Here is a 22,838-nt window from a genome sequence, read left to right as displayed (position 1 = left end):
GGACTCTAGTCGGATCTACGGAATCCGGTCGGGATCTCGTCGGGACCCGGTCGGGCTCCAGCTGGGAGGCCATGGAGATGCGGGTGATCGTCTGGCTGGTCGAGGGGACCTGGCCGGCCTGTGTGGACGCGGCGCGTGCTCCTGCGCGGGACGCGTCCGAGGTGGTGCTGCTGCACGTGGCCGAGCCGGGGGTGGCCGGGCTCGCGCACGGCGCCTTCGCGGGGCTGCTGGGCCGGGCCGGCTCGGAACCGGACCCGGAGCAGCGGCTGGTCGAGCTCGGCGGGACGTCGGCGGCGGAGCTGCTGGACGCGGCCGAGGCCCGGCTGGGGCGGCCGTGCACCCGGCTGGAGCGGGTCGGCCGGGTGGAACGGGAGGTGGTGGCGGCCACCGCCGACGCCGGTCTGCTGGTGCTGGCCCGGGACGGCGACCGGTCCCGGCTCGGGCCGCACAGCCTGGGCAAGGCGGCGCGGTTCGTCGTCGACCACGCGCCCTGCCCGGTACTGCTGGTGTGGCCGGAGGGTGCGCCGGACCTGACGACGATGCCGCCCCCGCCGCCGCACCCCTGAGCCCGGGCGGGCTCAGTGCCCGTAGTGGCCTCCACCGCCGTAACCGCCGCCGTAGCCGCCGCCGTAACCGCCGCCGCCCCAGCCGCCGCCGTACTGGCCGCCGCCGGAGCCGTAGCAGTAGCCCGGGTACTCGACGCACGGGTCGTAACCGGCGGTGCTCGACGGCGTCGGCTGCGCGGTCGTCCTCGACGCCGACGGGGTGGGCGTCGGCGTCGCGGGCTTCGCGGCCTTGGTGGTGGGGAGGGCGGACGCGGTCGGGGTCGGAGTGGGCGTCGGGGTGGTGTCGGCGTCCCAGTTGACGAACTGCATCTGCAGGTCGGGCTGGGAGGTGTCCATCACCCAGCGCTGGGCGGCGGCGTTCGTCCGGTTCTTGACCACCAGTGCGCCGCCGCCGTCGGTGGCGGCGGGGGCGAGGGCCAGGTCCTGGTCCCAGCGGGGCACCAGCGCGCCCTGCAGGGTGAAGTCGTAGTGGACGCTCTTGGCCTTGGTCCCGGCGCTCGTCGCGCACGGGGAGAGCCGGACCGAGTAGCCGAGGTGCGAGTCGAGGCACAGGCCGGGGGCGGCGGCGTTGCGCAGCAGTCCGTCGCCCTCGTACGTCCACTGCTGGCTGGCGGTGGAGGAGCACTCGGCGAGTTCGGTCTCGGCGCCCTTGACGGCCTTCTTGCCGACCACGCCGATGCAGAGGCCGGAGGCGATGTTGTGCAGACGGCCGCGCAGGGTGCCCTGGGTGGTCCGGCTGGTGCCGATCCACGACGGGCCCGAGGTGGCGGAGCCGGCGGGCGTGGCGGACGGCTTGGCGGCGGCCGGGGTGCCGTCGTCGCCGGAGCCGAGCACGGACCACAGCACCAGCGGCAGCACGACCAGGCCGCTCACCGTGCCGACGGCCACGGCGAGGTTGCGGCGGCGCACCCGGCGGGCGGCCCGCTGCTTGGCACGGCGGGAAGCGGCCGGGTGCACGACCAGGTCCTTGCCCGCGGCGGCGGGCGACGTGAACGCCTCGCCGCCCGCGAATCCCCCGACGGGCGTGGGCTCGGACTCCGCGGGCTCCCCGCTCCGGTCGGCCCGGGACTCCATGTAGGCGCGGGCGCCCCAGCCGAGCACGGCCTCCGCGAGGGCGGTGCCGAGGCCGCCGTTGAACTGGTGGAGCTGGTCGGCGGTGTACCGGCAGTGCTTGCAGCCGTTCAGGTGCTGCTGGAGGTCCCGGTCGACGTCGATGCCGCCACGTCGGAAGGTCACGTCGATCATCCGGACGTAGCGCTGGCACTCGTCGTCGTGGGCGAGTTCGCGGTGCACCTGGACGCACTCCTCGCGCATCCGCTCGCGGGCCCGGCGCAGTTCGACGTGCGCGTCCTGCTCGTCGAGGCCCAGCAGTGCGGCGGGGGCCGCCAGCGGCTCCGACTCGACCTCGGTGTGCCACAGCACGGTCCGCGAGGACGGGGTGAGCCGCTGGAAGGCGCGGGCCAGCAGTCGCCGGTTCGCGGGCGGGAGCAGCCGGGAGGCGGCCCGTTCGCCCTTGCCGACGCGCAGTTGGGGGTGGAGCAGTTCGCCGCGCCCGTCGTTGTCCCATTCGGCGGCGATACGGCGGACGGTGACGAGGAGTTGGGGGCGCCAGGCGGCGGTCGGACCCGCTTGGCGGAGGGATTCACCGAAGAGTCTGGTGAATGCTGCGGTGGTGAGCATTCCCGCCCCGCGCGTCCCGTCGGTGCACAGACGGGCGTAGGCGAAGGCCGCTTCCCAGTGCCGGTCGAGAAGTTCACCCACGGGGTGCAGGGCGGGCGCCGTGCCCGTCCACTGCTTCAGCTCGGCGCTGAGCTGTTCGTCGGTGACGTCGAACGGCCGGGCGGGGGTAGGGGAATTCCCCAGGCCTGCGTCATTCACGACTGCATTCCTTCCAGACGCAACGCGGGATTCGGCCCATACCGTCTGGTATGCGACCGGTATGCGGCCCGGCCGACGCCTAGGTCGGAAGGGCTTGTTGGGGGGGTTCGGCGCGCCGGAAGCGGCCTCGTGCACGCGGCGGTCGAAAATAATTGTCCGCATGCCGACACGCCACACCTTTGCACAGGCCAGCGCGGCAGAACAAGAGATCTCGGGGTTTTGCGCATTGCCCGGCGGCTGCGGTAATTTGACGATTCGTCAATGACGGAGCCTGCGGTTTGTCGTCGTATCGACATCGCAATTGCCACCGGGATTCGGGACCGACCGCCCCGGTATCGGCGAAAACCATTGAACCACGGCCCGACCTGCACGGGCCGCCAGGCCGTCGGCCTCCGCGAACCAATAGGCGGTCCCCTTAGGGACGTTCACCCGAGCGGTAGGCGCCGGGCGGGACACCGTAGCTTTCTCGGAAAACCCGGCTGAAGTGGAACGGGCTGGGAAATCCGGACGCGGCGGCGACCCGCTCGACGGTCAGGTCGGTGCTCTCCAGCAGCCGGGCCGCGTGCCGCAGCCGTGCCTCGCGCAGTGCGCGCATCGGCGGCACGCCGGTCCGACCGGTGAAAAGGTGGGCGAACCGGGACGGCGACAGCGCGACACGCCCGGCGAGCGAGCGGACCGTGTGCGGGGCGCCGGGGTCGGCGGCGATCAGGTTCTGGGCACGGCGTACCCGCTCGTCCCCGGCGTCCGGGCCGGGCGCCGCCGGGTGGCCGCCGGCGGTCGCGAGCAGGACGGCCTCCTCCAGCGCGCACAGGGCGAGTTCGCGTGCGGCGGTGCCGTGCGCGACGGCGACGGGGGCGTCGCCGGGTTGCGCGGCGGGCGGCGCGCCGGTGCCGGTCCAGCGGGAGTCGGCGAGCACGCGGTGGAAGGCCGCCTCGATGCGGTCGCGGGTGCCGTCCGGGGCGCGGGCGGCGTACACGCCGTCGCCGAGGGCGCGGGGACCCAGCCACGGCATCCAGTGGGGGCGGACCTGGCAGTGGGTCCACCAGAACCGCCAGCGGCGGGCGCCGGGCCCGACGGCGTAGCTGTGCGGGACGCCGGGGGCGAGGACGACGAGGTCGCCGGGGCGTGCCGGGGTCTCCACCGCCCCCTGCCGGAGCAGGCCCTGGCCGTCCGTCGTCCAGGTGAGCAGCCAACTGCTCGCCCCTTCGGGACGGTTGACCCGGTAGCCGGGACCCTCGTCGTAGCGGCCGGTGACGACCATGCCGGGCGGCGGGGCCGGGACAGCAGTGCCGGGCAGCTCCGCAGCGCTCATGGGCATCCTCTCCGGGGGCGCGTCGGCCTAGCGTGACAGGTCCAGGGCACCGGAGCGAGGAGGACGGGCATGACAGCCACAGGCATCGACACCACCGTCTTGCGGCAGTTCGAGGAGGACGGGTTCATCGTCGTACGGGGGTTGTTCGGGTACGACGAGATCGACCGGCTGTGCGCGGAGTTCGCGGCGTTGCACGCGGCGGGTGAGGTGGTGCCGGGACACTTCGAACCGAAGCCGTCGGCGGATCCGCTGCACCGGTATCCGCGGGTGATGCAGCCCCACGAGATCAGCGCGCTCGCGCGGCGCTTCCTGCTGGACGCGCGGCTCCGGGTGGTTCTGGAGGCGCTGTTCGGGGAGGAGGTGCTGGCGGCGCAGAGCATGTTCTACTTCAAGCCGCCGGGGGCCCGGGGGCAGGCGCTGCACCAGGACAACTTCTACCTGCGGGTGGAGCCGGGGACGTGTGTCGCCGCGTGGGTGGCCTGCGAGGCGATCGACCGGGAGAACGGCGGTCTCGAAGTGGTGCCGGGGACGCACCGGATGGACCTGTTCTGCCCGGAGGAGTCGGACGCGGGGCTGTCGTTCGCGCGGGAGTACGTGGCACCGCCGGAGGGGCTCGCGGCGGTGCCGGTCGATATGGGGCCGGGGGATGTGCTGTTCTTCAACGGGAGCCTGGTGCACGGGTCCCAGCCGAATCGCTCCGCCGGGCGGTTCCGGAGGTCGTTCATCGGTCACTATGCGGGGCGGTCGGCGGAGCGGATCGGGGGGTACTACCGGACGTTGTCCATGGGTGGGGAACCTGTTCCTCTGCTGGAGAGCGAAGGGGGTGGTCCGTGCGGGACCGAGCGGTTGTGATGCGGGTGCGGGTGGGTGGGGACTGGTCGCGCGGTTCCCCGCGCCCCCAAGGGGGCGCGTCTCAGTGGCCGGAGATTGGATGGGGGCCGTACGGCTGCTCCAATTCCTCCAACTCCTTGTCGCTCAGCCGAAGTTCCACCGCCGCCACCGCGTCCTCCAAGTGGTTCGGCTTCGAGGCGCCGATGATCGGGGCGGTCACCGTGTTCTGGTGGAGGAGCCAGGACAGGGCCACCTGGGCGCGTGGGACGCCCCGGTCCGCGGCGATGCGGGTGACCGCCTCGACGATCGCGCGGTCGCCCTCCTGGTAGAGGCGGTTGCCGAAGTTGTCGTTCGCGCTGCGCTCGGTGACCGTGCCCCAGTCGCGGGTGAGGCGGCCCCGGGCCAGCGGGCTCCACGGCAGCACGCCCACGCCCTGGTCGGCGCAGAGCGGCAGCATCTCGCGCTCCTCCTCGCGGTAGAGGAGGTTGTAGTGGTTCTGCATGGAGACGAACTTGGTCCAGCCGTGCCGCTCGGCCGTGTACTGGGCCTTGGAGAACTCCCAGGCGTACATCGAACTCGCCCCGATGTAGCGGGCCTTGCCCGCCTTGACGACGTCGTGCAGGGCCTCCATCGTCTCCTCGACCGGGGTGGCGTGGTCGTAGCGGTGGATCTGGTAGAGGTCGACGTAGTCGGTGCCGAGACGGCCGAGGCTGTGGTCGATCTCGGTGAGGATCGCCTTGCGGGACAGGCCGCCGCCGTTGGGGCCGGGGCGCATCCGGCCGTGCACCTTGGTGGCGAGGACGATCTCGTCGCGCCGGGCGAAGTCGCGCAGCGCCTTGCCGACGATCTCCTCGCTGGTGCCGTCGGAGTAGACGTTGGCGGTGTCGAAGAAGTTGATGCCGGACTCCAGCGCCTGCCGGATCAGCGGGCGGGACGCCTCCTCGTCGAGGGTCCACTCGTGGGTGCCGCGGTCGGGCAGGCCGTAGGTCATGCAGCCGAGGCAGATCCGGGACACGTCCATACCGGTGCGGCCGAGCTTCACGTACTCCATCGTTGTCTCCCACCGTCGAGATCACGTCGTACAGAGGCGAGCGTACGTCGGCCGGCCGTCCGGTCTCCTGTCGTGGCGGTGGCCGGCGGTGGTTATCGGACGCCGTCGGGGCCGTCCAGCAGGTCCAGCGCGCGTTCCCAGGCGAACTCGGGGCGCCCGCCGTCCGTTTCGGGCTCGCCGGCGTAGGGGTCGCCGAAGCGGACCCCGAGCGTGCGCAGCCGGGTCAGGCTCTCCTGGTAGGCGGGGTGTGCGGCGAGCGCGCCGGCGACGCAGGGCAGGACGGCGATCGGGACGTCGAGCCCCAGGGCCTCGCAGAGGGTGCCGACGGCGAGGGTGTCCGCGAGGCCCGCGGCCCATTTGTTGACGGTGTTGAAGGTGGCCGGGGCGACGACCACGGCGTCCGGCGCGGGAAACGGGCGCGGATCGGCGGGGCGGCGCCAGGCCGACCTGATCGGACGGCCGGTGCGCGCCTCCGCCTCCGCGGTGTCGAAGAAGCCGTTCATGGCGGCGGGCGTGGCGATGACCCCGACCTCCCAGCCGCGGCCGTGGGCCGCGGTGATGAGCCCGCCGACGCCGGCGGCGACACCGGCGGCGCAGACGACCAGGTAGAGGAAGGGCTTGCGGGGCTCGTCGGTCATCCGGGAACCCTATGCGCGGGCTACCGGAGCGGGAAGGACAGGCCCCGCTCGGACTCCGGGCGCGGACCGTGGATCCGGCGCTCGTGCTCCTCGATCGGCACGTCGTTGATGCTGGCCTCGCGCCGGGTCATCAGTCCGTGCCCGTCGAACTCCCAGAGCTCGTTGCCGTACGAGCGCCACCAGCGGCCGTCCGCGTCGTGGCACTCGTACTGGAAGCGGACCGCGATGCGGTCGCCGTCGAAGGCCCACAGGTCCTTGCGGAGCGCGTAGTCGAGTTCTCGGTCCCACTTCGCGGTGAGGAACTCGACGATCGCGGCCCGGCCGGTGACGAAGACGTCCCGGTTGCGCCAGACCGAGTCCTCGGAGTAGGCGAGCGCGACGCGTTCGGGGTCCCGGGTGTTCCAGGCGTCCTCGGCGGCCTGGACCTTCTGGAGCGCGGTCTCCCGGGTGAAGGGCGGCAGGGGCGGGCGGTCGGCCATGGTCTCCTCCTCGATCAAAGGGAGAACGTGCGTTCTCCGGGTCGCTGCTACCGTAGGAGAACGCACGTTCTCTCGTCAAGGAGTGACCCATGGACAGCGCGGTCGCGCGTGAGCAGGCTCTGGACGCCGCCGAGCGGCTGTTCTACGGGCGCGGGGTGCAGTCCGTCGGGATGGACGACATACGCGGCGCCTCCGGCGTCTCCCTCAAGCGGCTCTACCAGCTCTTCCCCGCGAAGGAGCAGCTCGTGGAGGCCTATCTGGAGCGGCGGGACGTGCGCTGGCGGCAGCGGCTCGCCGAGGACGTCCGGCGGCACGAGGACCCCCGCGAGCGGATCCTCGCGGTCTTCGACTGGCTGGAGGGGTGGTTCGGGGAGGCGGACTTCCGGGGCTGCGCCTGGATCAACGCGTACGGCGAGCTCGGTGCCACCTCCCCGCGGGTGGTGGCCCAGGTGCGGGGCCACAAGCGGGCGTTCCGGGACTACCTCGCGGAGCTGGTGGCCGACGCCGGGCTGGACACCGCGCTGACCGGGCCGCTGTTCCTGCTCGCCGAGGGGGCGATGGTCACCGCGGGCGTCACCGGGAGCACGGAGCCCGCGGCGGAGGCCCGCGCGGCGGCCCGGGTGCTGCTGCGCGCAGGGTGAGGTCAGGCCACGGCGGCCAGCCGGGAGAGGGCGGTGCGGGCCCCGGCGAGGGAGGCGGCGGCTGCCTCCTCCTGGCCGGCCAGGAAGGGCAGCACGTCGACGCGGGTCAGCTCGGCGGCCACCGGGTGGAGGTGCCCGGGCCGGACGCCGAGCCGGGCCGTCCAGGCCTTCAGGTAGGGCAGCTGGAAGTCCAGGTCCGCCCGGCCGCTCTCCGGGCCGTAGGCGCCGCCGCGCGCCAGGACGGCCACCACCCGGGTGGCGGACAGCAGACTCTCCCCCGTGTCCGGGTGGGTGAAGGCGCCGGGGAAGGTCACCCGGTCGATCCACGCCTTGAGGGCCGCGGGCACCGCGAAGTTGTACATGGGGACGCCGAGCAGCACCGTGTCCGCGGCGGCCAGCTCGGCGACCAGGGGCAGGGTCAGTTCCCACTCGCGGGCCTCCGCGCGGCTCTCGATCAGCGCGGGCACCTTGGCGGGCGGCACGAAGCCCTCGCGCTCCACCCGGCGGCCGAGGGTGGTGTACGCGCCGGTGAGCGGGGGCACCGGGGTGGCGGTGAGGTCGCGGTGGCGGTACTCCCCCGCCGGGTGCCCGACGCGCCAGGCGCGGGCGAAGTCCGCGGTCAGGCGCCTGGTCACGGAGTCGGCGGTCGCGTCGGCGCTGGAGTCGATGTGCAGCAGCATGGGGTGGTCACCTCGGTCGGTCCGGATACGTCGACGGGGTGACGGAGTACGGAGCGGAAAGGTGACCCCATGGACCGGCACGACGACCTGGCGGCGGAGTTCGAGGCGCGGCGCGCACGGCTGCGGGCCGTCGCCTACCGCATGCTGGGCTCGGCCGGGGACGCCGACGACGCGCTCCAGGAGGCCTGGCTGCGGCTGAGCCGCGCGGGCGGCGCCGGCATCGGCAACCTCACCGCCTGGCTGACGACGGCCGTCTCCCGCATCTGCCTGGACGTGCTGCGCGCCCGCGCCGCGCACCGCGAGGAGCCGTACGGCGAGGATCTGCCGGAGCGCGCGGGCGGCGACGGGCCCGAGGAGGAGGCCGTGCTGGCCGAGTCGGTGGGGCTAGCCCTGCTGGTGGTGCTGGAGACGCTGAGTCCGGCCGAGCGGGTCGCGTTCGTGCTGCACGACGTGTTCGGGGTGCCGTTCGAGCGGATCGCGGCGATCACCGACCGTTCGCTGCCGGCCGCGAAGAAGCTCGCCAGCCGGGCCCGGCACAAGGTCCGCGGCACGCCCGCGCTGCCGGCCGCCGAGCAGGACCGGCACCGCGGGGTCGTGGAGGCGTTCCTGGCCGCCGCCCGGGGCGGCGACCTGGGCGCGCTGCTCGGCCTGCTCGCCCCGGACGTGGTCCGGCACGCCGACCCCGCGACCCTGCCGCCGGGGGTGGCGGCGGAGCTGCGGGGCGCGCGGGCGGTCGCGGAGGGCACGGTGCTGCTGCGCGAACGCGCCCGGTCGGCCGTACCGGCCCTGGTGGACGGCCGGGTCGGCCTCGTCGTCGCCCCGCGCGGACGGCTGCTGTACGTCCTGCGGTTCACCGTCGAGGGCGACCGGGTGGCGGCGTACGAGGTGGTCGCCGACCCGGTGCGGCTGGGGCGGCTGGAAGTGGCGGTGCTCGACGTGCCGGCGGCTGCCTGAGGCCCGTCCGGCGAGCAGGCCTCAGCCCGTCGGTTCCTTGACCGTGATGGCGTGCACCGGGCAGGCCCGGGCCGCCTCCTTGACCAGCGGGTCGCCGCCGCCGTCCTCCTTGCCGGGAAGCAGGGCGCTGAAGCCGTCGTCGTCCTGGGTGAAGACGTTCGGGGCGGTGAGGGCGCACTGCCCCGCGCCGATGCAGACGTCCGTGTCGATCTCGATGTGCATGGCAGGAGCCTCTTACCAGGTCACGGGGAGTTCCAGCATCCCCTGGATCGTGTCGCCGGGTTTGAAGGGAATCTCCTCCGGCGGTGCGGCGAGCCGCAGGTCCGGGAGCCGCTCCCACAGGGTGCGCAGGGCGATCTCCAGTTCGGTGCGGGCCAGGTTCTGGCCCAGGCACTGGTGGATGCCGAAGCCGAAGGCCACGTGGTGGCGGGCCGGGCGGTGCCAGTCGAGGGTGTCGGGGTCGTCGTACACGGACTCGTCGCGGTTGATGACCGAGGTCGCGAAGAGCACGCCGTCGCCCTTGCGGATGGTCGCGCCGTCCATCTCGATGTCCTCCAGGGCGACGCGCAGCAGCCCGTCGGCGATGGACAGCATCCGCATCAGTTCCTCGACGGCGGCCGGCACCAGCGCGGGGTCGGCGCGCAGCTCGGCGAGCCGCTCGGGCTGCTGGAGCAGGGTGAAGGTGCCCAGCGAGATCATGTTGGCGGTGGTCTCGTGCCCGGCGACCAGCAGGATGAGGGCCAGGGAGACGACCTCGGCGCGGTCCAGGGCACCCTCGCGCAGCCGCTCGTGGACGAGGTCGTCGAGGACGCCGTCGCCGGGCGCCTCGTCCCGGCTCTTGCGGTCGGCCAGGTCGCCCAGGTAGGCCTCCAGCTGGTCCCGCGCGTCCAGGGAGTCGGCGGGCGCCGGACCGCGCAGCAGCCGCCGGGACTGCGCCTCGAAGAACTCGTGGTCGGCGTAGGGCACACCGAGCAGGTCGCAGATGACCATGGACGGCACGGGCAGTGCGAAGGAGCTCACCAGGTCGGCGGGCGGCCCCGCGGCGATCATCCTGTCGAGCAGCTCGTCGACGATCCGCTGGATGGCCGGGCGCATCACGGTCGCCCGCTTGAGGGTGAAGTCCGGGATCAGCATCCGGCGCTGGGTCTGGTGCTCGGGGTCGTCGAGGCCGAGCAGGGCGACCTGGCGGCGTTCCCGGGCCGCCGCGAACCGGGCGTTCGGCATCGGGAAGTCCTCCCGCCTGCGGTCGCTGGAGAGCCGGGGGTCGGCGAGCAGCGCCCGGGCCGCGCCGTGGCCGGTGACCGCCCAGGCGGTGCGGCCGTCGTAGAGGCGGATGCGGGACAGCGGGGTGTCGTCGCGCAGGGGTTCGTAGCCGGTGGGCGGGTGGTAGGGGCACGTGCGGTTCTGCGGCCAGGCCACGGGGTCGGCCAGGCCGCCGGGAGAAGTGGGTTCCGTCAGGTCCGTCAGTTCTTTCATGGAAGACCTCGCAGACGAGTGTCGTACGTCGTGCCGATCTTCATTAGATGCTCGGGGCACCTAAGGGGCGACCGGAAGTTCGGCCAGATCGCCGCAGCGGGTGATCTGGCCGAACCGCGTTCGGCCGGGGGACGATTCCGCGCCGAAATTCGCTTGCCGGTGCGGCGACGCGGGCCCCAGGATCTGCGCATGAACTCTCCTGCCGCCATCGTGCCGCTGACCACCGCGACCTTCCGTCGGGTGCGGGTCCAGCAGCAGCCGGGGCGTCCCCGGAGGCCCGAGCCCGCACGCGCGTGACGGCCGCGCTCGTCGCCGGCCTGCTCGCCGGGTACGGGATCGCCGTCCCGGTCGGTGCGGTCGGCACGTATCTAGTGTCCCTCACGGCCCGTACGTCACTGCGGACCGGCGCCTGCGCCGCACTGGGCGTGGCCAGCGCCGACGGCCTGTACGCCCTGCTGGCCACGGTCGGCGGTGCCGCGCTCGCGGCGGCGCTGGTACCGGTCCTCGGACCGCTGCGGCTGGTGTCGGCGCTGGTGCTGGTGGGGCTCGCCGTGCGCGGTGCGGCGGTCGCGCTGCGCCGGTACCGGGAGCGGCGGCTCGCGACCCGGGCCGAGCGGCCGGTACCCGGCCCCGGACGGGCGTATCTCGGCCTCCTCGGGATCACGCTGCTCAACCCCACCACAGTGATCTATTTCGCCGCCCTGGTGGTCGGCACGCGTTCCGCCGAGGCGGTACGGCCGCTGGAGCAGGGTGTCTTCGTCCTCGCGGCCTTCGCCGCGTCCGCGAGCTGGCAACTCCTGCTGGCGGGCGGCGGGGCGCTCCTCGGCCGCGGCCTGACCGGCCATCGGGGCCGCCTGCTCACGGCGCTGCTGTCGAGCTGCGTGATGCTGGGGCTGGCGGCCAGGATGGTGCTGTGACCGGACCGGCGTCCGGTGCGCCCGGGACGCGGGCGAGATCCCGTCACCCGACCGGTGTCGTGCGGATGATCCGGGGCACTTCGCGTGTTGAATCATGTCGTCATTCTTGGAACCGACGAGGGGACGGACCTCATGCCTCTTGAGGGCGAGTACGAGCCCAGCCCGACCGCCTGGGTGCGCGAGCAGGTCGAGTTGTACGAGAGCTCGGGCGGGAAGGAGGGCACGACTCTGATGGACACGGGGATGCCCGTCATCCTGCTCACCACCCTGGGGGTGAAGAGCGGGAAGATCCGCAAGACCCCGCTGATGCGGGTGGAGCACGACGGCGCGTACGCCGTGGTCGCCTCGCAGGGCGGCGCGCCCAAGCATCCGGTCTGGTACTTCAACGTGAAGTCGCATCCGGTCGTCGAGCTCCAGGACGGGCCGGCCAAGCAGGACATGACCGCCCGCGAGGTCACCGGCGCGGAGAAGGCCCAGTGGTGGGAGCGGGCCGTCGCGGCGTACCCGCCGTACGCGGAGTACCAGCAGAAGACCAGCCGGGAGATCCCGGTGTTCGTGCTGGAACCGAAGTAACCGGCCCCGGAGTAACGATCCGAGGTAAACGGATCCGGAGCGGCCGGAACCGGAACAGGGGAACTGACGGTTCCGGGAATTCATTCCGGCCGGGGACCGGCGGAATTTAGAAAAATCTGTTTCGGGAAGGCATGAACCGGCTTCGTGCCGGGCAGCCGAATATCAGGCCCCGCCGCGTTCCCCCGTCGCGGCGGGGCTTTCATGTGCCTCGGACGACGAACTGTCGGCCTCAGGTGCCGCTGCGCCGGTGTCCCGGGAACGCATTCCCTCAGGGCCCCCGGTCGACCACAGGGCGGCCCCGGACAAGGAGGACGCATGAGCGACGACGCCGGCGACGGCAACAGCGCGCTGGGACACAAGGCCTTCGACCGGTCCCCCAGCCACTTCAGGGACCGGATCACCGCGGACGGACGGGACGGCTGGCCGGTGGCTGCCGGGCGCTACCGGCTGGTGGTCAGCCGTGCCTGCCCGTGGGCGAGCCGGGCGGTGATCTCCCGCCGGCTGCTCGGTCTGGAGGACGCCCTGTCCCTCGCCGTCACCGACCCGATCCAGGACGACCGCAGCTGGCGCTTCACCCTCGACCCCGGCGGCCGTGACCCGGTGCTCGGCATCCGGTACCTCAGCGAGGCCTACGACCGGCGCGAGACCGGCTGTCCGGGCGGGGTGAGCGTGCCCGCGGTCGTGGACGTGCCGAGCGGGAAGCTGGTCACCAACGACTACCAGCGGCTGACGGTGGACCTGGCCACCGAGTGGACGGCGCTGCACCGGCCGGGGGCGCCGGACCTCTACCCGGTACGGCACCAGGACGAGATCGACGCGGTGGTGGCGGGGGTGTACGAGGACGTCAACAACGGGGTCTACCGGGCCGGGTTCGCCCACGAGCAGCAGACGTACGAGGAGGCGTGCGCCGGTGTGTTCCGGCGGCTGGAGCTGCTCGCCGGGCGGCTGGCCGGGCAGCGCTACCTGGTCGGGGACACGATCACGGAGGCCGACATCCGGCTGTTCACCACGCTGGTGCGGTTCGACGCCGTCTACCACGGTCACTTCAAGTGCAACCGGTACAAGCTCGCGGAGAGCCCGGTGCTGTGGGCGTACGCCAGGGACCTCTACCAGACGCCGGGATTCGGTGACACCGTCGACTTCGACCACATCAAGCGCCACTACTACCAGGTCCACACCGGGATCAACCCGACCCGTATCGTGCCCCTCGGCCCGGACACCGCCGGGTGGCTGACGCCCCATCACCGGGAGGAGCTCGGTGGCCGGCCCTTCGGGGACGGGACGCCGCCGGGCCCGGTGCGGGCGGCCGAGGAGGTCGCGGTCGCCGGGCGGCCCTGAGAACGCGGAGGCAGGCATGGCCAAGAGCAGGAAGAAGCTGAAGCTCCCCCTCGTCTACGCGCCCCTCGGGTTCGTGCTGAGCTGGGCCGGCGGGGCGTTGGGCGCGCTGGCCTTCCGCCGCACCTGGAAGGCGCTGCGCGGCGAGGACGACGCGCCCGACGCCCTGGACCGGGACCGCGGCTGGGGCGAGGTGCTGCTGGCCGCGGCGGTCCAGGGCGCGGTCTTCGCGGTGGTGCGCAGCGCGGTGGACCGCACCGGCGCCACGGCCATAGAGCGCTCGACCGGGGTGTGGCCGACGGCCGGCAAGGGGGGCAGGGACTGAGCGGTCCCCGCCCTGCTCCCTCCGAGGGTTCTCCCGGCCCGGCCGTCCCCGTTCGGCGGGTTCAGGCGCCCGCCGACCGCTCCCCGGACCGCTCACCCGCGCCCGCAGGCCGCTCCCCGGACCGCTCACCCGCGCCCGCAGGCCGCTCCCCTGGCCGCTCCCCCGCGCCCGGTCGGGCCAGCCGGGCCTCGGCCGCCGTCAGCAGCAGGTCGAGGGCGGCCGGGTAGGAGCTGCCCCGCATCGAGGCGACGAGGTGGCGGGCGGTGGCCGCGATGTTCGGGTGGCTGTCGGCGGGCAGCCGGGCGTAGGTCGCCCGCCACACGTCCGCCTCGGCCTCCCGGGCGGGCTCCGGCAGCGCGGTGTTGGCCGAGTCGAGGGCGCCGTAGGCGAGGGCCTGGTCGACGAAGGCGTGGTAGACGCGGACCGCCTCGGCGTCCGGGAACCCGGCCTTCCGGAGTATCCCGAGAATGGTCTCGACGGCCTGGATCTCGTACGTCCGTCCGGTCACCCGGTGGGCGCTGAGCGCCGCCGCCCGGGGGTGGGCGAGGGCACCCGCGTGCATCCGCAGGCCGAGGTCGCGCAGGTCGGCGCGCCAGTCGCCGGTGGGCCGCCAGACGCGCAGCGTACGGCCGATCAGCTCGTCGGCCACGGCGAGCATCAGGTCGTCGGTGTGCCGGAAGTAGCGGTAGAGGGAGCTGGGATCGGCGCCCAGGGCACGGCCGAGGCGGCGCACCGAGAGGGCGTCCGCGCCGTGCTCCTCGATCAGCCGCATCGCGGTCTCGACGATCAGCTCCTCGGAGAGCACCACGCCCTGTTTGGTGGGCCGCCTGCGCTGCCGGGCGGCGGCCGGGACGACACGTTCGCTCAACGGACCTCCTCATGACGTGCGGGCACCTTACGACAACACCGTTGACCTGTGAAGGGCACCGGCAGTTTCATGTCCCGTCACCGGGGCCGACCAGTCCGGCCCCCCTGGTGCGAGCGGAGTGTGCCGGCCATGTCCGACCAGCCCTACACAGCGGATCCCCCCGAGTTGCGCAGATCCCTCGGCGTCCTCGACGGCGTGGCGGTCGCCGCGTCCAGTACGGCCGCCACGACCAGCATCGGCATCGGCCTGGGGGTGACGGCCGGGGTGGTCGGGCTGCACCTGCCGGCCATCATGCTGCTGGCGTTCGTGCCGGTCCTCGGCATCGCGGGCGCCTACTCCCGGCTGAACCGGGTGGAACCGAACGCGGGCAACGGCTATGTGTGGGTGGGCCGTTCGCTCAATCCGTGGCTCGGCTTCCTGGTGGGCTGGGTGAACATCGTGGCGACGGTGGCCTTCCTCGCGTACACCACGGCGGTCACCGGCTCGGCCCTGCTCCAGCTGGCCGGGGAGGCCGGAGTGCACCGCGTCGGCGGGCTCGCCCTCGACCCCGGTTCGACGGCGCAGACCACGGCCCTCGGGATCGTGGTCCTGGTCGCCGTCACCCTCACCGCCGTGACCGGCATCCGCACCGCCGCCCGCCTGCAGACCGGGCTGCTGGTCTTCGAGTACGCGGTCCTGCTCGGGTTCTGCGGCTACGGCATCGTCGAGGGACCCCACCCCTTCAGCCTGAGCTGGTTCGACCCGTTCGCGATCCCGTCGGCGACGGCGCTGGCACAGGGCCTGCTGTTGTCGGTCTTCTGCTACTGGGGTTTCGAGGCCGCGTTCAGCGTCAACGAGGAGGTCCGCGACCCCCGGGACGCCTCCCGGGCCGGGCTGATCACCCTGGTGACCATGCTGGGACTGTTCCTGCTCGGCTCGGTGGCCTTCCAGCGGGTGCTGTCGGAGCAGGAGCTGGCCGGGCACGGGGCCGAGGGGCTGGCGTTCTTCGGCGACCGGCTGGCCACGCAGCCGTGGGCCGCGCTGCCGCTGGTGGCGCTGATGTTCTCGGCGGTGGCCTCGCTCCAGGCCGGGGTGATCCCGACGGCCCGGGGCATGTTCGCGATGAGCCGGGACCGCACCCTCGGGCCGGTGTGGTCCAGGGTCAGCGCCCGGTACGGGACCCCGGCGGCCGGCACGGTGCTGATCGGCGCGCTGGCCGCGGCGGTCGCCGGAACGGCCCTGGTGATCCCGCGGCTCGCCGACATGATCATGGCGACGGTGAACGCGGTCGGCATCGTCGTCGCCCTGTCCTACGCGCTGACCGCGCTCGCCGCCGCCGCGCGCTTCCGTTCCCTGCTGCGCGAGGACTGGCGGCAGGGCGTACGGGCCGTGGTGCTCCCGGCGTTGAGCGCCCTCGCCCTGCTCGGCCTCGGCGGCTACCTCGGCTGGTCCTTCTACACCTCCACCGACCACTTCGAGGTCAGCGCGGACAACGGGTGGTTCCTGCTGGCCACCCCGCTGGCGATGATCGCGTCCGGGTTCGTCGCGGCCGGCTGGGCGAAGTACGTGCGCCAGTCGCCGTACTTCCGCACCGGCCGGGGCACCGACGCCGACGCGCCCCAGCTGCTCACGACCCCCAACTGAGGAACAGGAAACATGCACGCAGATCTGCTCTTCACCGGCGGCCCCGTCCTCACCCCCGAGGGCCCCGCGGCCACTGCCGTGGCCGTCACCGGTGAGCGCATCACGGCCGTCGGCTCCGCCGGGGAGCTGCGGGAGCTCGCCGGGCCGCGCACCGAGGTGGTCGACCTCGCCGGGCGGCTGCTGCTGCCGGGGTTCCAGGACGCGCACGTCCATCCGGTCCCGGCGGGCCTCGAACTGGCCCAGTGCGACCTGACCGGGCTGCTGACCGCCGAGGCGACCGTGGCCGCCGTGCACGCCTACGCCGCGGCGCATCCGGAGCGGCCGTGGATCCTGGGCGGCGGCTGGTCCATGGAGGCGTTCGAGGGCGGTACGCCGGCGAAGGAGCTGCTGGACGCCGTCGTACCGGACCGGCCGGTGTACCTGCCCAACCGGGACCATCACGGGGCGTGGGTCAACAGCCGGGCGCTGGAGCTGGCCGGGATCGGCCGCGACACGCCCGACCCCGCCGACGGGCGGATCGAGCGGGACGCCTCCGGCGCGCCGAGCGGCACGCTCCAGGAGGGGGCGATGCAGCTGGTCGGCCGGCTCGCCCCGCCGGCCGGCCCCGCGGACCGGCTGGCGGCGCTGCTGGACGCGCAGCGCCATCTGCACGCGCTGGGCATCACGGCCTGGCAGGACGCGCTGATCGGGGACTTCCTCGGCATGGACGACCCGTCCTCGGCGTATCTGGCGGCGGCCCGGGACGGTTCGCTGACCGCGCGGGTGGTCGGGGCGCTGTGGTGGGACCGCGAGCGCGGCGCCGAGCAGATTCCCGAACTCGTCGAGAAGCGGGCCGCGTCGACCCACGGCAGGTTCCGGGCGGGCACGGTGAAGCTGATGCTGGACGGGGTCGCCGAGAACGGCACGGCCGCGCTGCTCGATCCCTACCTGGACCCCTGCGGTTGCGCGACGCGCAACCGGGGCAAGAGTTTCATCGATCCGGGGCAACTCCCGAAGTACGTGACCGAGTTGGACGCCCTCGGTTTCCAGTGCCACTTCCACGCGCTCGGCGACCGGGCGGTACGGGACGCCCTGGACGCGGTCGAGGCGGCGCGGGCCGCCAACGGGATGAGCGACACGCGGCCTCACCTGGCACATCTCCAGGTCGTGCACCCCGCCGACATACCGCGCTTCGCCCGACTCGGCGCCACCGCGAACATCCAGCCGCTGTGGGCCGCGCACGAGCCGCAGATGGACGAGCTGACGATCCCCTTCCTCGGCGCGGAACGCGCGGGATGGCAGTACCCGTTCGGGTCGTTGCTGCGCTCCGGGGCCCGGCTCGCGGCCGGCAGCGACTGGCCGGTGAGCAGCCCCGATCCGCTCCAGGGCATCCATGTCGCGGTGAACCGGGTCGAACCGGACGGCGACGCGCCGGTGTTCCTGCCGGAGGAACGGCTGGGACTCGCGGCGGCGATCAGCGCGTACACGGCCGGTTCGGCCTACGTGAACCATCTCGACGACACCGGGCGGGTGGCGGTGGGGGCGCTCGCGGATCTGGTGGTCCTGGACCGCGACCCGTTCGCCGGGCCCCCTGAGCGCATCGCGGACACACGCGTCGCGCACACATACGTCGGGGGCGCGCGAGTGTACTCAGCTCAGGAGGTATGAGCAGTAACACACATCACGGCCAGGTCACGCGTAGATCATTTACGCTCTGGGCAGCCTCGTAGCGCCTCACGGCTCAACTTTCGAGCCACGAAGGCCAGTTCGAGTGCACGGGTGGCCGACAGGCCACCCGTTCGCAGGGACGGGGGGACTCTGCGCACTGTCGCCCGAAAGGAAACACATGCCTCAGGACGTCACCTTCGACCTGCCCTTCGCGTCCCCCGTCGATGAGCATCCGGAGTTCGCGCGCCCGTCATCCGCGCCGGCTCCGGGACATGGACCTGGTGTGCGGCCTCATCAGCACTGCTGAGGCCGCACACCAGGTCCTCGTCCTGTAGCAGGAGCGCTGCGCCGAGGACGCGTCCGCCGTGGACCGGCGCCCCGTCGGGCGACCCGCTCCGCTGCCCCTGCCGTCGGCACAGCAGTCGCACCCCCCACGGTCGTTCGCGGGCGTCCGCGGGCGTTCTCAGCCGTTCGCAGCCGTTCGCTGCGGCAGCCGGAGCCGGTCGCGTACTTCCGGCCACCCGGCACGGCCGCAGCGGCAGGGACCCGCACCCCCGGACAGGACCGCCGACGACCGCAGTCGGCCGATTCCGTTGTCATGACCACAGCTTGAAGGAGACCGGTGTGAATTCCCGAGGCGTAGGTGCTGTCCAGAAGGCGTCCGCCGACAGCCTGCTCCCGGCGCAGCCGAGCGCCCCGCTCCAGCCCGCGGAGACGGGGAACGCCCTGGCCCGCCTCCTGACCGAACGCGTCAAGGGGGCCACGGAGCAGTACCGGAGGGAGCAGAACGCCGCCCGGGAGCGGCTGGACCCGCTCGGTTCCCCCCGCCCCGGCACCACGCTGCAGCTGCCGGGAGCCCTCCGGTCGGCGCCGCGCACCTTCCTCCCGCCCGACGAGGAGGGCTACGCCCGGCTGAAACGGCTCGACGCCGGCCTGCGCACGATCGAGGCGGCCTTCCCCCAGGTCGGCACCGACATCGAGCTCTGCCGGCTGACCTCCGCGATGCTGGAGGGGGCCTGGCGGACCCGGGCGCTCGCCCCGCCGCGCGAGGAGGAGCAGACCGCCTGCGCCTGCCCGCTCTGCCGTCACCTGCCCACGCCCCCCGCCCGCACGCTGGACGACTACGGCTGGCGGCAGAGCGCCGGCCGTCCCCTCACGGTCAAGACCTGGCCGTACCGGCGGGAACTCGACAGCGTCCTGACCGGTGGCTGGTCCTGGACCCGGCAGATGAACGACCTGGAGCGCGATCTCGGCCACCGGCACCGCTTCGAGGACGACATCCTCGTCTTCCACGAGTACCGGCGCGTGATCGACACCATCGACACCGCGCGCCTGACCCAGCACGTCGAGAGCCGCCTGGCCGAGAACTTCAGCACCCCGAGCGCTCGGGCCCTGGTCTCCGGGCTCTTCTCGGCCCACAAACGGTCCGTCGACGAGTACTGGCTCCGCCAGCACCACGCGGGCCGTGTCGTGCTCCCCCAGACCAACCCGCTCGACCAGAGCGCCTATTCGGTCCTGCAGATGCTGGACTGCCTGTTCTGGCACGTCGCGCCCGACACCGAACTGTGGCAGGAGGAGAACCTCGCCTCCCTGCTGCTGTGCCGCGTCATCGACGACATGGCCGACGTCCGGGCCGACGCCCTCACCGGCGAGATAAGCAACTTCTGGCTCGCCGACATGCCGACCCACACCAAGGCGTTCTACTCCGCCTGTGCGATAGCCCTCGTCAAGTACGGCTGCATGCCCGAGGCGCACCGGCCGATGTGGAACACCTGGCTGCTGACCACCACCATCGTCTGGATGGGGCTCACGGGCCGCCACGCCCTGTGGTTCGACGGCATCACCCAGGGCCTGGCCCCGGCCGAGGGATGCGCGCTGTGCGACCTGCAACCCGACCCGTGCACGGGCATCCTCACCGACGGCACCACGCTCGCCCTCGGCCCGCGGGCCACCGTACCGGCGCTCAGCTCCCGGACCGCCGAGCTGTCTGCCCGCTGCCGGACCGAGCACCCCGCGGCCTGGGCCCTCTTCGACGCCGAACTGCACGCCTTCGAGGCACTGCACGGCCCCTGGCACGGCGACGTCGAGAGCACCTGGGACATCCTGCGCCGCACCTACGTCGCCGCGGTGGAGGCGTCGATCGCCGCGGCGCCCCCGGGCCGTGCCCGGGAGATCCAGCAGGACGCCGGTGTGGTCGGCTCCGAGCGGTTCCACGCCCTGCACGACCCCCGGACCGGGCGGGAGGACACCACCCTGCTCGCCTACATGTTCGGCAGCGCCCACCCGCATTTCCTCTGGAACGCCACGGGATACCGCCCCACGGGCGTCACGGGCGACTGGCTCGACGGCTGACGCGGAGCTCCCCTCGTGGACCCTGCGGGGGAACGGCAGCGCTGCCCGGTCTCGTGAGACGACCGGGCAGCGGCGTGTGCGGGGCTATACGGCGAACTCGACCGGAAGGCTGTCCAGCAGGGACATCCACGTGGAGGAGGTGGAGGTGATCTCCTCCGGCGGCACGGCCAGCCGCAGCCCCGGCAGCCGGTGCAGCAGGACGTCCACCGCGATCTCGATGATCGACAGCCCGATGCTCTGCCCGGGGCACTCGTGCGGGCCGGCGCTGAACGCCAGGTGCGACTCGTTGCCCTGCATCGAGGCGCTCGGGTCGGGCCGGACCTCGGGGTCGAGGTTGCCCGGGGCGAGACCGAGGACGAGCAGGTCGCCCTCCTCGATGCGGTGCCCGCCCAGTTCGACGTCGCTGACGGCGAAGCGCCCCGGCAGGACGGACAGCGGCGGGGAGTTCCACATGACCTCCTCCACCAGCGCGGAGATGGTCAGCTGACCGCTGATCAGGCTGGAGAGCCGCGCGTCGTCCGTCAGGACGAGCTGCAGCACCCGGGCCAGCAGGTTGCTGGTCGTGCTGTGCCCGGCCACCAGCACCAGGCGCAGATGGCTGACGATCTCGTCGTGGTCGAGGGCCGCGTGGTGCTCCAGCAGACCGGTGGTGAAGTCGGATCCGGGCTCGGCCCGCTTGCGGTCCACGAGTTCGCCGAGGATCTCCCTGATGATCCCGTCGTGCCGGATCGCCTCCTCGCCGCCCTGGAACACCAGCGCGCTGGACTCGACCAGCCGGCGCCCGTCGGCCTCGGTGGCTCCCAGGAGGCGGGTGAGGATCAGCATCGGCAGGTAGCCGGCGTAGTCCGCGACCAGATCGGCGCGGCCGACGCCCGCGAACGCGTCGATCTGCTTGTTGGCGAAGTAGGTGGCATGGCGCCGGATGCCGCGGCCCACGGCGGCCTGGAGCCCGTCGTTGACGGCCTCGCGCAGCCTGCGGTGCGCCTCGCCGTCCTGGGACACGCAGTCCGGGCGCCAGGCGACCATCGGGACCAGCGGATGGTTCTCCGCCACCCGGCCTTCCTGCCAGTCCCGCCAGATCCGCGCGTCCCGGGCGAACTGGCGGGGATTGTCGAGCACCCGCCGGCTGTCCCGGTAGCCCAGCACCAGCCAGGCGTTGATGTCGCCCTCGAGGAGCACCGGCGCGACCGAGCCGTGCTCCTTGCGCAGCCGCTCGTAGATGCCGTGCGGGTCGGTGGCCGCGTCGGGCCCGTACAGCCGGGCCAGTTCGGGCGAACCGTGTGCGACCGGGCAGCCGCGGGGGACGTCGGGGCTCTGGTCGTTCATCGCGGCTCCAGTGCGACGGCGGAGCGTTCCTTCAAATGCCGTATCAGGGCGATCAGCACGTCACGGCTGGAGGCCCGGTCCCGGGCGTCACAGGCCACGATCGGGGTGTGCGGGGAGATGTCGAGTGCGTCCCGGATCTCCTCGATGGGGTGTTCCTTGCAGTCCGGGAAGACGTTCAGGGCGATGACGAACGGCACGTTCTGCCGCTCCATCTCCTCGATCGCCCGGAAGCTGGAGGCCAGCCGCCGGGTGTCCACCAGGACGATCGCCCCGAGCGCGCCCTTGAACAGGCCGTTCCACAGGAACCAGAACCGTTCCTGTCCGGGGGTGCCGAACAGGTACAGCATCAGGTTCTCGTTGAGGCTGATCTTGCCGAAGTCGAGACTGACCGTGGTCTCGGTCTTGTCCGCGACACCGATGAGGTTGTCGACGCCGACGGTCGCCTGGGTCAGGGTCTCCTCGGTGGTGAGCGGCTTGATGTCGCTGACGGAGCGGACCATGGTGGTCTTCCCGGTGCCGAACCCCCCGGCGATCATCACCTTGACCGAGCGGGTCCCCCCGGCACCGGGGTCGCCGGGATGGTCAAAGCCTTTCAAGTCCACTGAGTACCTCCTGGAGGAGCGCGAGGTCAGGCCCGCGTCCGGCGTGGTGCGCCGGAATGGGATCACGGGCTTCAATACGGCCTGCGTCCAGCAGATCCGCCAACAGCACCGCGAGAATGTTGAAGGGCAATCCGAGATGGGCGGTGAGTTCGGCCACCGACAGCGGATCACGGCAGCGCCGGACTATCTCCTCGTACTCGTGCTGCATCCCCGGGACGGGGGCGGTGCGGGAGACGACGAGGGTGGCCACGTCGAGGCTCGACGCCGACCCGCCCGGTCCGCTGCGTCCCCCGGTGAGGACGTAGTAACGCTCGAGACCGGACGGATCCGAGGGCCCGCGGGGAGCACTCATCCAGAGTGCTCCTCCAGGCGCGGAGAGGTGCCGAGCAGCTCGCCCATCCGCCGTGACAGGTCCCTCATCTGATGGCCGAGCAACCCCTGGTCGAGTCCTTCGCGGGCGAGCACCCCGAGATACGTCTCCACACCGGCCCGTACGACGAAGAGGTGACCGCCGTCGACCTCGATCATCGCCAGCCGCAGCTGCCCCGCGTACTTGGGGAACTGCTCGGCGACCGGCTGGGCCAGGGCCTGGAGCCCAGCCACCACGGCCGCGAAGCGGTCCACGTCGTCGGGGTCCTCGGCACCAAAGGAGGTGATGGCCTTGCCGTCGCTGGAGGCCACGAGGGCGAAGCGGATCTCCGGGATGCTCTCCACCAGATCGCGGAGCGCCCAGCTCACGTCGGTTCCCTGTTGCGTCATGTGGA

At 72.7% G+C, this 22,838-nt stretch carries 24 protein-coding genes; 11 read left to right on the top strand and 13 right to left on the bottom strand.

The window, feature by feature from the left end:
• Positions 1 to 77: 77 nt before the first annotated feature.
• Entirely contained in the window at positions 78 to 566 is a 489-nt protein-coding gene (locus tag AB0D74_RS33580; protein ID WP_362595498.1) for a universal stress protein, read from the top strand.
• Positions 567 to 578: 12 nt separating this feature from the next.
• Here the strand turns inward: AB0D74_RS33580 and AB0D74_RS33575 are convergent, their stop codons facing one another.
• Entirely contained in the window at positions 579 to 2,444 is a 1,866-nt protein-coding gene (locus AB0D74_RS33575; protein WP_362595365.1) for an RICIN domain-containing protein, read from the bottom strand.
• Between the two features lie 415 nt (positions 2,445 to 2,859).
• Positions 2,860 to 3,756, bottom strand: coding sequence for a helix-turn-helix domain-containing protein (locus AB0D74_RS33570; protein ID WP_362595363.1), 897 nt, complete (start codon positions 3,754 to 3,756; stop codon positions 2,860 to 2,862).
• 69 nt (positions 3,757 to 3,825) lie between these two features.
• Here AB0D74_RS33570 and AB0D74_RS33565 point away from each other — a divergent pair, with 69 nt between their 5' ends.
• Entirely contained in the window at positions 3,826 to 4,608 is a 783-nt protein-coding gene (locus AB0D74_RS33565) for a phytanoyl-CoA dioxygenase family protein (RefSeq protein WP_362595361.1), read from the top strand.
• A gap of 61 nt (positions 4,609 to 4,669) precedes the next feature.
• Here AB0D74_RS33565 and AB0D74_RS33560 read toward each other — a convergent pair whose 3' ends face one another.
• The 3 genes from AB0D74_RS33560 to AB0D74_RS33550 all read right to left on the bottom strand — a co-directional run bounded on the left by AB0D74_RS33560 (position 4,670) and on the right by AB0D74_RS33550 (position 6,755).
• Entirely contained in the window at positions 4,670 to 5,638 is a 969-nt protein-coding gene (locus AB0D74_RS33560) for an aldo/keto reductase (RefSeq protein WP_362595359.1), read from the bottom strand.
• 92 nt (positions 5,639 to 5,730) lie between these two features.
• The gene (locus AB0D74_RS33555; protein ID WP_362595357.1) at positions 5,731 to 6,276 is read right to left on the bottom strand and encodes a flavoprotein; all 546 of its coding nucleotides are present in this window, start codon (positions 6,274 to 6,276) and stop codon (positions 5,731 to 5,733) included.
• A gap of 20 nt (positions 6,277 to 6,296) precedes the next feature.
• Complete coding sequence (locus tag AB0D74_RS33550; RefSeq protein WP_362595355.1) at positions 6,297 to 6,755, bottom strand: nuclear transport factor 2 family protein; 459 nt, start codon at positions 6,753 to 6,755, stop codon at positions 6,297 to 6,299.
• An 89-nt stretch (positions 6,756 to 6,844) separates the two neighbouring features.
• On the opposite strand from AB0D74_RS33550, the gene AB0D74_RS33545 reads away from it, so the two are divergent.
• Positions 6,845 to 7,396 carry a TetR/AcrR family transcriptional regulator gene (locus AB0D74_RS33545; protein WP_362595353.1) on the top strand — a complete coding sequence of 184 codons (552 nt, stop codon included), beginning with the start codon at positions 6,845 to 6,847 and terminating at the stop codon, positions 7,394 to 7,396.
• A 2-nt stretch (positions 7,397 to 7,398) separates the two neighbouring features.
• On the opposite strand, the gene AB0D74_RS33540 is transcribed toward AB0D74_RS33545, so the two are convergent.
• Positions 7,399 to 8,076 (bottom strand): NAD(P)H-dependent oxidoreductase, encoded by a 678-nt coding sequence (locus tag AB0D74_RS33540; RefSeq protein ID WP_362595351.1) that lies wholly within the window; start codon positions 8,074 to 8,076, stop codon positions 7,399 to 7,401.
• A 69-nt stretch (positions 8,077 to 8,145) separates the two neighbouring features.
• On the opposite strand from AB0D74_RS33540, the gene AB0D74_RS33535 reads away from it, so the two are divergent.
• Entirely contained in the window at positions 8,146 to 9,030 is an 885-nt protein-coding gene (locus tag AB0D74_RS33535; protein ID WP_362595349.1) for a sigma-70 family RNA polymerase sigma factor, read from the top strand.
• 21 nt (positions 9,031 to 9,051) lie between these two features.
• Here the strand turns inward: AB0D74_RS33535 and AB0D74_RS33530 are convergent, their stop codons facing one another.
• Together AB0D74_RS33530 and AB0D74_RS33525 are read right to left on the bottom strand one after the other, a co-directional pair.
• Positions 9,052 to 9,252, bottom strand: a complete 201-nt coding sequence (locus AB0D74_RS33530) for a ferredoxin (protein ID WP_133022756.1) — start codon at positions 9,250 to 9,252, stop codon at positions 9,052 to 9,054.
• Positions 9,253 to 9,264: 12 nt separating this feature from the next.
• Positions 9,265 to 10,506, bottom strand: a complete 1,242-nt coding sequence (locus AB0D74_RS33525) for a cytochrome P450 (RefSeq protein WP_362595346.1) — start codon at positions 10,504 to 10,506, stop codon at positions 9,265 to 9,267.
• Positions 10,507 to 10,799: 293 nt separating this feature from the next.
• On the opposite strand from AB0D74_RS33525, the gene AB0D74_RS33520 reads away from it, so the two are divergent.
• The 4 genes from AB0D74_RS33520 (at position 10,800) to AB0D74_RS33505 (ending at position 13,656) form a co-directional block, all read left to right on the top strand.
• Complete coding sequence (locus tag AB0D74_RS33520) at positions 10,800 to 11,423, top strand: LysE family transporter (protein ID WP_362595344.1); 624 nt, start codon at positions 10,800 to 10,802, stop codon at positions 11,421 to 11,423.
• A 132-nt stretch (positions 11,424 to 11,555) separates the two neighbouring features.
• Positions 11,556 to 11,996 carry a nitroreductase family deazaflavin-dependent oxidoreductase gene (locus AB0D74_RS33515; RefSeq protein ID WP_362595342.1) on the top strand — a complete coding sequence of 147 codons (441 nt, stop codon included), beginning with the start codon at positions 11,556 to 11,558 and terminating at the stop codon, positions 11,994 to 11,996.
• A 315-nt stretch (positions 11,997 to 12,311) separates the two neighbouring features.
• Entirely contained in the window at positions 12,312 to 13,334 is a 1,023-nt protein-coding gene (locus tag AB0D74_RS33510) for a glutathione S-transferase C-terminal domain-containing protein (protein ID WP_362595340.1), read from the top strand.
• A 16-nt stretch (positions 13,335 to 13,350) separates the two neighbouring features.
• Positions 13,351 to 13,656 carry a DUF4235 domain-containing protein gene (locus tag AB0D74_RS33505; RefSeq protein WP_362595338.1) on the top strand — a complete coding sequence of 102 codons (306 nt, stop codon included), beginning with the start codon at positions 13,351 to 13,353 and terminating at the stop codon, positions 13,654 to 13,656.
• Between the two features lie 61 nt (positions 13,657 to 13,717).
• On the opposite strand, the gene AB0D74_RS33500 is transcribed toward AB0D74_RS33505, so the two are convergent.
• The gene (locus AB0D74_RS33500) at positions 13,718 to 14,524 is read right to left on the bottom strand and encodes a helix-turn-helix domain-containing protein (protein ID WP_362595336.1); all 807 of its coding nucleotides are present in this window, start codon (positions 14,522 to 14,524) and stop codon (positions 13,718 to 13,720) included.
• A 129-nt stretch (positions 14,525 to 14,653) separates the two neighbouring features.
• Between AB0D74_RS33500 and AB0D74_RS33495 the strand changes: the two genes are divergently transcribed.
• From AB0D74_RS33495 to AB0D74_RS33485, 3 genes are all read left to right on the top strand, one after another.
• Complete coding sequence (locus AB0D74_RS33495) at positions 14,654 to 16,147, top strand: APC family permease (protein WP_362595334.1); 1,494 nt, start codon at positions 14,654 to 14,656, stop codon at positions 16,145 to 16,147.
• 12 nt (positions 16,148 to 16,159) lie between these two features.
• Positions 16,160 to 17,794 carry an amidohydrolase gene (locus AB0D74_RS33490; protein ID WP_362595332.1) on the top strand — a complete coding sequence of 545 codons (1,635 nt, stop codon included), beginning with the start codon at positions 16,160 to 16,162 and terminating at the stop codon, positions 17,792 to 17,794.
• A 624-nt stretch (positions 17,795 to 18,418) separates the two neighbouring features.
• On the top strand, positions 18,419 to 20,146 hold the full coding sequence (locus AB0D74_RS33485; RefSeq protein WP_362595330.1) for a hypothetical protein: 1,728 nt from the start codon (positions 18,419 to 18,421) through the stop codon (positions 20,144 to 20,146).
• Between the two features lie 84 nt (positions 20,147 to 20,230).
• Here the strand turns inward: AB0D74_RS33485 and AB0D74_RS33480 are convergent, their stop codons facing one another.
• The 4 genes from AB0D74_RS33480 to AB0D74_RS33465 are packed head-to-tail and all read right to left on the bottom strand — an operon-like array spanning position 20,231 to position 22,833.
• Positions 20,231 to 21,472 (bottom strand): cytochrome P450, encoded by a 1,242-nt coding sequence (locus AB0D74_RS33480; RefSeq protein WP_362595328.1) that lies wholly within the window; start codon positions 21,470 to 21,472, stop codon positions 20,231 to 20,233.
• Positions 21,469 to 22,074 (bottom strand): ATP/GTP-binding protein, encoded by a 606-nt coding sequence (locus tag AB0D74_RS33475; protein ID WP_362595326.1) that lies wholly within the window; start codon positions 22,072 to 22,074, stop codon positions 21,469 to 21,471. Before AB0D74_RS33475 ends, AB0D74_RS33480 begins: the two co-directional genes overlap by 4 nt.
• The gene (locus AB0D74_RS33470) at positions 22,055 to 22,426 is read right to left on the bottom strand and encodes a DUF742 domain-containing protein (protein ID WP_362595324.1); all 372 of its coding nucleotides are present in this window, start codon (positions 22,424 to 22,426) and stop codon (positions 22,055 to 22,057) included. The genes AB0D74_RS33475 and AB0D74_RS33470 overlap by 20 nt, the downstream gene beginning before the upstream one ends.
• Entirely contained in the window at positions 22,423 to 22,833 is a 411-nt protein-coding gene (locus AB0D74_RS33465) for a roadblock/LC7 domain-containing protein (protein ID WP_046733906.1), read from the bottom strand. The genes AB0D74_RS33470 and AB0D74_RS33465 overlap by 4 nt, the downstream gene beginning before the upstream one ends.
• Between the last annotated feature and the right edge of the window lie 5 nt (positions 22,834 to 22,838).

Origin of the sequence: Streptomyces sp. NPDC048278 (genome assembly GCF_040652195.1) — a bacterium.
In the GTDB taxonomy this organism is placed as follows: domain Bacteria; phylum Actinomycetota; class Actinomycetes; order Streptomycetales; family Streptomycetaceae; genus Streptomyces.
This window is presented reverse-complemented; position numbering and strand designations above follow the sequence as displayed.